At 32.3% G+C, this 11,676-nt stretch carries 11 protein-coding genes; 3 read left to right on the forward strand and 8 right to left on the reverse strand.

Going from position 1 to position 11,676, the window contains the following annotated elements; all coding sequences use genetic code 11:
• Positions 1-12: 12 nt before the first annotated feature.
• From I130_RS08645 to pckA, 6 genes are all read right to left on the reverse strand, one after another.
• Entirely contained in the window at positions 13-369 is a 357-nt protein-coding gene (locus I130_RS08645) for a hypothetical protein (RefSeq protein ID WP_034921718.1), read from the reverse strand.
• A gap of 390 nt (positions 370-759) precedes the next feature.
• Complete coding sequence (locus tag I130_RS08650) at positions 760-2,439, reverse strand: SulP family inorganic anion transporter (RefSeq protein WP_034921720.1); 1,680 nt, start codon at positions 2,437-2,439, stop codon at positions 760-762.
• Positions 2,440-2,481: 42 nt separating this feature from the next.
• On the reverse strand, positions 2,482-2,859 hold the full coding sequence (locus I130_RS08655; RefSeq protein WP_034921722.1) for a DUF983 domain-containing protein: 378 nt from the start codon (positions 2,857-2,859) through the stop codon (positions 2,482-2,484).
• Positions 2,860-2,943: 84 nt separating this feature from the next.
• Positions 2,944-4,140, reverse strand: coding sequence for an isocitrate/isopropylmalate family dehydrogenase (locus tag I130_RS08660; protein WP_034921724.1), 1,197 nt, complete (start codon positions 4,138-4,140; stop codon positions 2,944-2,946).
• Positions 4,141-4,143: 3 nt separating this feature from the next.
• The gene (locus tag I130_RS08665; RefSeq protein ID WP_034921725.1) at positions 4,144-4,359 is read right to left on the reverse strand and encodes a hypothetical protein; all 216 of its coding nucleotides are present in this window, start codon (positions 4,357-4,359) and stop codon (positions 4,144-4,146) included.
• Between the two features lie 41 nt (positions 4,360-4,400).
• Positions 4,401-6,008, reverse strand: a complete 1,608-nt coding sequence (pckA, locus tag I130_RS08670) for a phosphoenolpyruvate carboxykinase (ATP) (protein ID WP_034921728.1) — start codon at positions 6,006-6,008, stop codon at positions 4,401-4,403.
• Positions 6,009-6,151: 143 nt separating this feature from the next.
• On the opposite strand from pckA, the gene I130_RS08675 reads away from it, so the two are divergent.
• Positions 6,152-6,856 (forward strand): Crp/Fnr family transcriptional regulator, encoded by a 705-nt coding sequence (locus I130_RS08675; protein ID WP_034921729.1) that lies wholly within the window; start codon positions 6,152-6,154, stop codon positions 6,854-6,856.
• 210 nt (positions 6,857-7,066) lie between these two features.
• On the opposite strand, the gene I130_RS08680 is transcribed toward I130_RS08675, so the two are convergent.
• Together I130_RS08680 and I130_RS08685 are read right to left on the reverse strand one after the other, a co-directional pair.
• Positions 7,067-8,416 (reverse strand): OprD family outer membrane porin, encoded by a 1,350-nt coding sequence (locus I130_RS08680; protein ID WP_051119661.1) that lies wholly within the window; start codon positions 8,414-8,416, stop codon positions 7,067-7,069.
• Complete coding sequence (locus I130_RS08685) at positions 8,413-9,444, reverse strand: c-type cytochrome (RefSeq protein WP_034921732.1); 1,032 nt, start codon at positions 9,442-9,444, stop codon at positions 8,413-8,415. Before I130_RS08685 ends, I130_RS08680 begins: the two co-directional genes overlap by 4 nt.
• Positions 9,445-10,194: 750 nt before the next feature.
• On the opposite strand from I130_RS08685, the gene I130_RS16240 reads away from it, so the two are divergent.
• Positions 10,195-11,151, forward strand: coding sequence for a DUF302 domain-containing protein (locus I130_RS16240; protein ID WP_051119662.1), 957 nt, complete (start codon positions 10,195-10,197; stop codon positions 11,149-11,151).
• 247 nt (positions 11,152-11,398) lie between these two features.
• A complete protein-coding gene (locus tag I130_RS08695) occupies positions 11,399-11,659 on the forward strand; it encodes a hypothetical protein (protein ID WP_034921734.1) in 261 nt (86 codons plus the stop codon).
• Positions 11,660-11,676: the final 17 nt, after the last annotated feature.

The raw sequence follows: 11,676 nt of genomic DNA on the forward strand, positions 1-11,676 counted from the left end.
CTAGAGGCATTGTTACTGACAGATCTCTTTTAAAAAAGCAGCAAACTCACTAGTTATCCTAGTTCCTTTTGCCACTAAACTCCAATCCCTTGTAACTACTTTGCCGGTAGCCTCATTGAGCCATCTGCGTCGGGTTATGTGTAAAAAAACATTCTTTCCTCGTATGGGAAAATCCTGAACAGTAGCCTCTGTGAAGAAACCTTTAGACTGAAGCTTGATCCCGATAAATTCCTTTGGAACCTCATTGAGTTCGATAAAATAGAAGTGTAGCTCTTCACCCTTGATCTCGTGCTTGGTCAGATCAAAATAGGTTACAAGTACTTCGGGAAGCAATAAATTGGCTATCGCTAATAAGGTATCTGAGGGCATGGAAATTTTAAAGCAAAGTTCTCCCATTTTCTATTACCCCACAAGTTTTTGTATTGACCCAGTTTTTGTGACTTCATCCTAGTTGTTAAATACCCTAGACGTAAAACAAAGGATTTCTAAATAGTGGAGAAAAGATGTTTGGGATTAAATTTCACCTAAACATCATTCTTCTATCAAATCATAATACCATTCCTTAGCATTTATAATGGCTTGCTCCAATGATTCACCTTCTATATATTTTCCTTTGATTATCAACGATTCTATGATTTCGAATACCCTTTCCTTAATTATCGGATCCAGTGAATCTAATTCTTTTGTGAAGTGTTTATACATTTCAATTTCTGTTTATACTGCATTTTATTATGTTCAATTTATTTTGAATTAAATCTTTCAAGATTTATTATTTTCTTTTAAGAGATATCTAGCTCTTTCTATCGCTATTTTGATATTGTCAGTAATATTATGTTTACCAATTAAAGAATATGCATCTGCTTTTAGAAGCTCTTTCTTAACCTTTCGGTTTGCACCAGAGATTATTATTTGTGTCTTATTTTCTTTGAATTGAAGACAAATTTCTTTTAGCCTGTTCATTCCTGATGCATCTATAAATGGAACATTTCTCATTCTTAAAACAAGCACTTCAGTTTTAAAATTTAAATCGGTGATTACTTCCTGAAATTTTTGGGACGCTCCAAAAAATAAAGGACCATTAATCTCATACATTAATATTCCTTTAGGAATTCCTGGAATTTCTTCTTCAAATAATTTCTCTTTATAAATTTCATTATATTTTAATAAATGCGCAGTATTCTCAAATGTCGTTTCCTCACTCATTCGTTTCATAAATATAAAGCTGGAAAGGATCATCCCAATTTCTATGGCTAATATCAAATCAAAGAATACAGTAAGAAAAAATGTGGTTAAAAGTACAATTACATCCAATCTATTGCTTTTCAATAAGGAAAAAAAGTGATGCCATTCTCCCATATGCCATGCTACCACGACTAATATTCCGGCTAAACAAGAGAGCGGAATTAATTTAGCTACCGGAGCAAATAATAGCATTATTAACAAAAGAACAATCGCATGAATAATACCTGCGATTGGAGTTCTTCCTCCATTTTTAATATTTGTGGCTGTTCTTGCAATTGCGCCAGTGGCAGGAATACCACCAAATAATCCAGAAAAAATATTTGCAGTTCCCTGAGCTATCAACTCCATGTTAGATCGGTGTCGCCCTCCCGTCATCCCATCCGCTACAACAGCCGAAAGTAGGGATTCAATACTTCCCAAGAGTGCAATAGCAATTGCAGGCTGAATTAATTGTTGAATAATGGCGAAATTTATATTAGGGATTTCAGGAAGAGAAATGCTGTTCGGGATTTCTCCAAACCTACTTTCTATGGTGTCTACAGGTAAATTAAAATAATAGACTACTACGGTACTAATTACTATAGCAACAATAGACCCCGGGATCTTTGGACTAATTTTGCTGAATTTTAATGAAATAATCACTGTGGCTATCGCGATGCTGAACGCTTGCCAGTTTACTTTTAAAAAATTACTTGTATAGGTTTCCCATTTATCAATAAAATCTACTGGAACTTCTCCCATATTTAACCCAAAGAAGTCTTTGATTTGTGATGAAAAGATAATTACTGCAATTCCGCTGGTGAATCCTACAATGAGAGGGTAGGGGATAAATTTTAAATAATTTCCCATCCGGGCTAAACCAAAACCAATAATTATAAATCCAGCCATAAAGGTTGCAATGGTAAGTCCTCCAATTCCATGTTCCTGAACAATTCCATAAATAATTATAATGAAAGCGCCTGTAGGACCTCCAATTTGTACACGGCTACCACTAAGTAGAGAGATTGTGATTCCGGCTATTACCGCTGTTATTAATCCTTTTTCTGGCGATACCCCAGATGCGATTGCAAAAGCTATAGCGAGAGGTAATGCCACAATGCCAACTATAATTCCGGATAAAATATCATTGGATAGCTGTTTTTTTGTAATACCTTCTTTAAGCAGCGTAAATAGCTTCGGGGTGAATTCTGTTTTCATTTTATGCTAATGTTATTGTAGAATTTCCATTTCTCTAGATTGTTAAAAATGTTTATTAAAATCGACATGCATATTTAATAAAATTGCTCTGGTGAAACGCATTAATGGAATTTGAAACAATAAAGATAGAACGACGATCCCAGGGTAAAGAACTGTGAAAAACATGTGAAGACTTTTTAAGGAGAATCCAAGAATTATCAATGGAATAAAAACTACAAGTACTATTGGATAGCTTATCCATAAGGCAGCAGTGTAAAAACCGGGTTCTACATTATAGCTGAGGTTACAATTACTGCATTCTTCAGGCATATCGAGAATTTGCTTGTAAACAATCCAGCCTGTATTTATAAATAAATCTCCTTTCTGGCAGCGAGGACATTTTAAATTTATAATACTATATAGTTTGGTGCCTTTCGTCATAATTTTCTTATTGCAATATTAAGCTTTGAGGAAAATTTATTACTCTAAGCTTTAGGATTTCAGGGTTTAAATCCATTAAATAAATCACATATTATATATTATTTCCTTTCCAAACTGGGAGCATTTTAATGCTGTTGTTCTTACTGTTGACCTCTTAAGATCAGAGCTTAATGTATTTTTGGCTATAGCACCCTCAAATCCTTTCAGAATAAAATTTGCTGCTTCAAACCATCCCATATATTCTAACATCATTACTCCTGACAGAATTTGCGAAGAAGGATTTTCTTTTTCTGAAGCTGTATTTCTAAGAGCTGTTGCACTACGAACTTCAAATATTGCTACACCAGTTTCATAATTAATATTAGCGCTGGGAGTAAAACTATTGCCATTAACAAGCTGTGTTAAGGCATCAGAGATGATATTTTCATTTGAATTTGGCGTTAAAATAACATCATATTGTAACGGTTCTAAAATAAATTCTTTCAGAAAAATATCAGCTTGAACATCCTTGATTATTATTTGGTAATTTTCTTTTTTAATCACCATCCAGGATCCAAATTTATAAGATATAGCACCAAATTCTGCTTTTGCTAGCTGATATGCGGTATCTCTGAATTCAACATTACTGAATTCTATATTATCTGTATTATTTACAATTGTTACAGAATGTCTATTATTTTCAATCGCATATTTTATCGCTGCTCTAATAATTCTTTGTGCAATTAATTTGGAGACAGCTTTCCCCGCTACTAAATTAGTAGGTGAGCTATAGTTGATTTCTTTTTTGAAATTACTTGTATTTGGCAATGCATTAAAGCATTCGTTCGCTTCCATGAATCTCTCAGTATTTTCATGGAATAATACTATATCTAATAGTTCAGAATTTTTTGCAAGGAAACTGGAATCCTTATAAAATTTTATAGGAATAACATGTGCAAAAAGCTCAAGTTCTTGTATAAGAGCAAGGTTAATAGATCTTGTTTTTCCAGCAATGATTGTATTTAATGGACCTTTAAGAATAACTAAGTGTTCCTTAATATTTTCCAGGGTTCTTATTGGTAAGCATTCTCCTTTTTTAGAAAATGCTTTCTCCCCGGCATAAACCTGTTTCCAAAATATTTTTCTTTCCCCTCCGTATGCTATCTCAATAGCAGTATCAATTACATCTTTAGTTGCTTTCCAAATACTCTGGCCAGCACCGTCTCCTTCTATGTACGGAATAATTGGAAACGGAGGAACTTTTAATTTTTTATTTTCAAAGATGATTTTTTCTCTAATCATGTTTTATTCTTCTAATTTTCTTGCTTTTTTTAGAATGGATTTAATCGTTGTTTCCCAACAATTTTTTCTGCTCAATATATTTTTCAGCATTTTCACATAGTAACTACGGTATACTTCATCTTCAAGAAGAGTATGCACATCTACATTCGTAAATCCAAGCCGCTTTAATTTTTCAATAGCCAAATTGTTTAATGTTCTTTCTCTATATGAATTGCTCATAAGAATGTATTAATATTCTAGAATGTAAAACAGTAGTAACTTTAAAGACTATGACTTTTAATACTCGGTCCACCTTTTAAAATTTCAGCATTAGCAAATTCAGAATATTTCTTAAAGTTGGTTTTAAACATCGAAGCAAGATTTTCTGCAATTGCATCATATCTATATTTATCAATCCAAGTATTTCTTGGATCTAATATTTCTGTAGGTACGTTTGGACACGAAGAAGGTATTGCGAGTCCGAAATAATCATCTTCATTATATTCGGCATTTTCTAGTTTCCCTTCTAAAACAGAACTTATCATTGCTCGGGTATAACTCAATTTAATGCGTTCTCCAACTATATATTCTCCACCAGACCAACCAGTATTAATTAGCCAAACTTTTACATTATGTTCTTTTATCTTATTTCCCAATATTTCTGCATATTCAGTAGGATGAAGGGGTAAAAAGGGTTCACCAAAACAGGCAGAGAAAGTCGCTTGTGGTTCATTTATTCCTGCCTCTGTTCCGGCAACCTTTGCGGTATAGCCTGATATGAAATGATACATAGCTTGACCTGGAGTTAATTTTGAAATAGGGGGTAAAATTCCAAAAGCATCACAGGTAAGAAAGAATATGTTTTTTGGTATATCTCCAATTGAGGGAACAATAGCATTATTAATAAAATGGAGAGGATATGCTGCCCTGGTGTTTTCCGTAATGCTGGTATTAGAATAATCTACTTTATTGGTTCCAGGATAGAACTCCACGTTCTCGAGTAAGGTTCCTTTTTTTATCGCATTAAATATTTGAGGTTCCTTTTCTTGGGTGAGGTTTACACATTTAGCATAACAGCCACCTTCAAAATTAAAAATTTTGGTGTCGTCCCAGCCATGTTCGTCATCTCCAATAAGTTCTCTTTCTGGATCTGCGGAGAGAGTTGTTTTTCCAGTGCCAGAAAGTCCGAAAAATATAGCTGTATCTTTTTTAGCACTACTATTAGCAGAACAATGCATAGGAAGAACTTTTCTTTCTTTTGGTAAAATAAAATTCAAAATTGTAAACACACTCTTTTTAATCTCTCCAGTATAGGCACTTCCACCGATTAAGATTTTTTTACGTTTAAAATTTATGATTGTAAAATTTGACTGTCGTGTGCCATCTATCTCAGGATTAGCATAAAAACCCGATGCAACAATTATTTCCCAATCTGGAACAAAATTTTCAAGTTCAGGTTTTGTAGGTCTTAGAAAAAGATTATTAGCAAAAAGATTTTGCCAAGGAGTTTCAGTGACTATTTTAAGATTTAATCTATATTCATTAGAGGCACAGACGTAAGAATCCCGGATATAAACATCCTTATTTTCGAGGTAAGAAATGACTTTTCTATAAAGATTTTCGAAAACTTCAGTCTCAAGAGGCTGGTTTACATCACCCCACCAAATAGTATCTTTTGTGATTTCGTCTTTTACAATAAATTTATCCTTTGGGGAGCGTCCAGTATAAGTTCCTGTATTTACTGCTAAAGCCCCAGATTCGGTTATTAAACCTTGATTTAATTTAAGTGTTTTTTCTATTAGGATCTCGGGGGGTAGATTATAAAATATATGTTTATCTCTTAGAGATTTTAAAGCATTACTTTTTGTTGATTTATCTAAAATACTCATAGTATGTTTTTTTCAAGTCAAAAGTAAGGTTAGGTATATTCTAAATTCTTGATACATATTTGATAAAAACTTGATCTTGATCAAGTTTTCTATTGATAGCAGAGATCTTTATTTACCTTTGGTTAGAACGAAATTTATTTAAAATGTCAGAAAGTATAGGTTTTCCTATCGATGATTATCATTTTAAGAGCCATTCTATTTTTGAAGAATTACCTAAGGAGGATCAAAATTTTATAAAGTCGGTAATGCTCCTGAAAAAATATAGTAAAGGAGATATGGTTTTTATAGAAGGATCTTATCCTTCCGGAATATTTTACCTAATTGAAGGAAAGATAAAAAAGTTTAAAGTAGATAAGGATGGTCGGGAACATATAATTTATATATGCAATACTGGTGAGCTCTTGGGATATCCTGCATTATTAAGCGAAGAAACATTTTCAGATTCAGCTATGGCTTTAGAGGATATAAAAGTAGGATTTATTCCCGGCAATAAATTTCTGGAATTACTTGAGAAATCTAAAGTTCTATCCAGTAAACTTCTAAAAAATTTAAGCCATGAATTTGCTGTTCTTGAAAACAACATACTAAGTATAGCTCATAAAACGGTAAGAGAGAGACTTGCACTTACATTACTTATTTTAAGAGATAAATTTAAAGCAAGTGAGAAGCCCAATGAAATTGTTGAAATTACCCTTACCCGCGAGGATCTGGCAAATATTCTAGGAACCGCTGTTGAAACACTAGTACGATTTTTAAGAGAATTTAAAAATGAGGATATTATAGAAACTAAGGGCAGAACTATTCGTATTTTGAAAGCTCACAAGTTAGTTGAAATCGCAAATATTTAGCGAGAATCTAATTAACTTAGTTTTTTGAATGTATTATTTCAGAGGTGGAAAGTATATTTATTAGACAAAATTTTTAAGCGGTCTTATTGTATTTATGAATTTTCAAATTTCACCAAGCTCTTGTTGTATTTCTTTTATATAAAAATTCATTAATGGGGAATTATTAAAATCCCTCTTTAAAATAGGATAGCTTGATATCGCAGGTGTGTTCTAAAAATTATAATTCAAAATTACATCTAAATGAAATAGATCAGTTTTATTTAAATAGAAATTTGGATTGTCTGGGAAATCCCCGCTTGCAAACTTACTTACCAATAATAATTCTGGTTTGAAATTTTTCCATTTTTTGATATCGAAGAACAGATCTAAGTTGATGTGTGTATAATCTGGAACAGCATATTTATTAAGAATAGGATCTAAAACTGAAGGTTTCCATTGATGCCCTAAACTTATAATCGATATTAAATTTAATTTGTCTTTGCCAATTGGAAGTGTATTAGTATAATAGACAACCAACGCATGATTATCTCCAGTTCCTTCACTGCGCTCTCTTTTTTGAAAACTGAATAGAAATTCTCTACCCCATTCCCTTGGAAAAACAAACTGACCTTTTTTAGGGATTCGGTTGTACGATAATGAAAGAGAAGAGTTGCTCCAATCGTAGGCTGCTTTTATACCAAAATTATCAGAAGAGTTGCTCTGAAAATAACTTAGGGAATCAATTGCATTTCCACCATTATTTATTCTATTTTGATGCAACCATTCCGCTTCAATATTGAAACTTTTTGAAACTTGATATTTAGGTTTTAAATACAGGGTATTAGAGACATTGTCTGTATAATAATTCCAGAATTCTACAGAAGTATTTTGAGTAATTTTAAAATCTGCATTGATGATAGCTAAATAATCTGAATCGGTATTCCCTCCATATAAACTCGGCTTTCCATTTTTATTTCTTCCGGAACCATAAGTTCCTATACTCTGCCCTATTGAATAAAATTCTCCTGTAGATCTTGGTGCAATTTGATTAAATATACCTGCTTGTATTTTATTTGTTTTGGGGCTGCTATAAGCATACCAAAGACCTTGAGCTAAAGTAGGAATCATACGTCCATCCTGTGGATTTACTAAAGGAGATATAATTTTCATTCTACCTACAGTAAATTCGTGCTGGGTAGTCTTGTAATTGGCATATAGTTCGCCTAAAACGAAAATATTTTTATTATCTAAATTTATTCGGTCAAACAAACCTTCTTCATACCGGCTTAATTGTCCAGTTGATATATCAGGAATCCTAAGATCTTGTATATTTAAATTATTGGAATTATATACTGCTCCTCCAAAGGTTAACTTTTCTTTGAGTTTGAGTTCATATTTAATATGGCCTCCGGTAGCCAAAGCGGTAAAGTCCTTAAGCTCCCCTTTATTATAAGTATTCATATAGTAAGATCTCAATTGTCCTGAAAATTTCCCCTTTACAATTGATTCTTCGGATTCTTGAGCGAAACTTAAGAATGGAAAAAGTAAAAATAAATAACCTAAATTTTTAAAATTCATCATTTAGTTTTTGTGATTTGGTATTGCTCCTTATAATACCTAACAATAGGAGGAAAAGGTCCAAACTTATGTTGGTTGGCAGAAAATGAATCTTCCCAAGGGCCATATGGAGTTGAAACCGGTTTTAACTTTTTATCTGGATAATCATTTTGGGTATTATTTTTTACCGGCCTCTCAAAACTGTTTATATAGCCCGCTAAATGATACGCCTCTTCATCGGTTAATTTTGGGTTATCCCAAGTCGCCTCGCCAAATGGCATATTTCCTTTTATAAATTCAGCAGAGGTAATTACCCGGTGCATTCCTGCACCAGTATTATAACTATCTTGACCCCAAAGTGGAGGGTATTGATAGCCTTTTGTTGAATCGGCAAGTTTTACCCCTTGCCCATTTTCTCCATGACAAAGCATACACTGGTTTAGATAGAGCTCTTTTCCTTTATCCAGATCTACTGCCACATTAGGAAGCTCAATTGCAACATAGCCTTTAAATTCCTTTTCTCGCTCGGGTGGTAAACCTTCTCCCAACCATTCCATATAAGCTACTATAGCTTTCATTTCTTTAGAATCTGTAGGAAGTTTTTTTCCGTCCATACTCCTTTCCATACAACCATTAATTCTTCCCTCTATGGTACTTTTACTGTTGGAGCGACCGCTAAATTCAGGAAATCTTTCTGTCACTCCTACCCAAGATGCAGAACCTGCTTGAGTTCCTGCTTTTAAATGACAATTCATACACGCCAAATTATTACCTGCAAAATGCATGGAGGGATCTTCGGCCTGAGGCCCCATATATTTTGGGGACTGTGAAATTAATTGATACCCATACTTCACCTGAGGATCCATAAATCCAAAATCAAGTTCTGCTTCAATATCTTTAGGCTGCCAATCTTCAGCACTTATTTTTTTTTCGATAAATAGATAAGGATTATTATTATATAAATAAAGCCCAGAGAAAATGATAATGGTTAAAACTAGAAGTGAGCTAAACAGATAAGCAATGGATTTTACTATTGAGCGGTATGTTGTCATTTCAAAAAAATATTATTTCAAAATTTCTTTAAATATCTAGAATAAATGAGAATGTTGATTTATTTTAAGTAATAAATACAGTAAATCTGACAAATCTAAAAATTCAAATCTTTAATTTATGTAACAAATGTTACAGATAAACCAGTGTAAGAAGATAGAAAGGTGAAGTTTATTCTAAGTATGTTTAGTAATTACTATATCGATTCTTAAAAATGATATAGTAAAAACTTCTAACTTCTGGCTGCCTTTAATTTTTAGAATCCTTTCTAACAACTGATGCGAAAATTTATAGCTTAAAAATGTTGTCAATAAATTATTGCTAAAAATTCACACTGTTAATCAGTTAATTAATATAAATTCTCATGTCTAATATCTTCATTCGTAGTGGTCTTTTATCTTTAAGAAAACAATGCTTATTCCCATATATGTTCTACAAAAATTATAAATTAATAAGTTTCAAATACTCTATAAAATTTAACTAATAAGGTTGTAAGAATTTAATGAATTTTATCTTGATAAATAAAAAAAATATTTGGTCAAAACCAAGAGCTTTAGCCTTTATCTCGGCAGGAAAATAATTTTAATATATCGAAGCTCGCTTAGGGAAATGAAATTCTATTGAAGAAACAAATTCCATATAATCTATACTTTTTTTAATTTTTGAAACCCTTAACTTATAATGGTTAAAAAAAGTTAAAGTAATTTATATCGTTATGGTTCTTGACTTAATTTACAGTAAATCAAATTTTTATGAAAAATTCAATTCTACTTTTCAGCTTATTGCTGGGTTTAAATTCTTGCTCTCAAAATGAAATAGATTCTTCTGAAAATAATATTTCACAAACTAATTTTAAGACATCCGAAAATTTAAACAATGCAGATTTTCCAATAGGAACCAATTATTCCAATAGTGCAATTGCAATTCAAGGCGCATACAATCAGTTTATTCAAAAACTAAGAAAGAACGATGCTATTAGTATTGTAGCGCAAGTAGATCATTCGAAAAATGCTAACTCTGTAGGGCTGAAATTAGATTATACTAGAATAGTTTTTTTTGGAAACCCAACTTTAGGTACTCCCTTAATGCAAGAGAACCAATTGGCAGGATTAGATCTTCCGCAGAAAGTTCTTTTTTACAGAACAGACAATAAAAGTGATATTTTGATATATAATAGTGTGTCCTATTTAAGATCGAGACACAATTTAGACGGAGTAGCAACCTTAGATAAACTCTCAAATGCACTAGAAAATTTAGTTTCTGATGTTTCCAAAAGTCCCGTAATGGAATCTTCTAATCAAAATGTTGAATTTATGGAGGGTATTATCACAAAGGAAAGCAAACAGGATTTTGAAACTTCTTATGCTACTCTTAAAAATGCTATTGTCAACAATCCTAATCTTTCAATCGTAGCTGAATTAGACCATCAAGCTAATGCTAATAGCGTTGGGTTGGACTTGAGACCAACGAGACTTATAATCTTTGGAAATCCAAACCTTGGTACCCCTTTGATGCAGAACGAGCGAACAATAGGCTTAGATCTTCCTCAAAAAATGTTGGTTTGGAAAGATCAAGATGGAAATGTGAAAGTGTCCTATAACGATATTTATTTTCTTGCTGAAAGACATGAAATTGAAGGAAATAAAGAAATTTTAGATAAAATTTCTACTGCTCTAGAAAATTTAAGTAATGCTGCTGTCGGAAAATAAAAAATAACACCTTTTTACATTAGGGTTTAATAAAACTTTTGAGATGCGGGATTTCCTATACGGATTTCCCGCTTTAGTTTATATGTTGTTTTAACAACAAAACTCGATATGGGACAAAAGCAAAAAATTTAGAGTACAACTATCAACAAGTCTTAAACTTCATTGATATAAAGGTTGTTTATCGAATAGGCAAAAGACAATTGAGTAGGGATAGATACATCAAAAAATTCAATATCTATGAGCGTTAATGATAGGTATTAATGAGGATGAGATTATAGATTTCATTAAACTTTTAGCAATACAGCCTATTCATATTCAATTTAAAGAATTTATGACTTTTGATGGCAATCAATATGACATGTCTAGAGTAGTTGCTTATAATGAGGTTTTAAATTATTTTGATGCTACTTTAGAAGAAACGAATGTTCAAAGAATAATTGATCGACATTCCCATAATTCAACAATTTATCAAGAAATGGCTATAAAGACACTTTCGCACCATAAGTAATGGGGAAAAATAAATGC

The sequence above is a fragment of the Gillisia sp. CAL575 genome, assembly GCF_000403785.1.
Lineage (GTDB): Bacteria > Bacteroidota > Bacteroidia > Flavobacteriales > Flavobacteriaceae > Gillisia.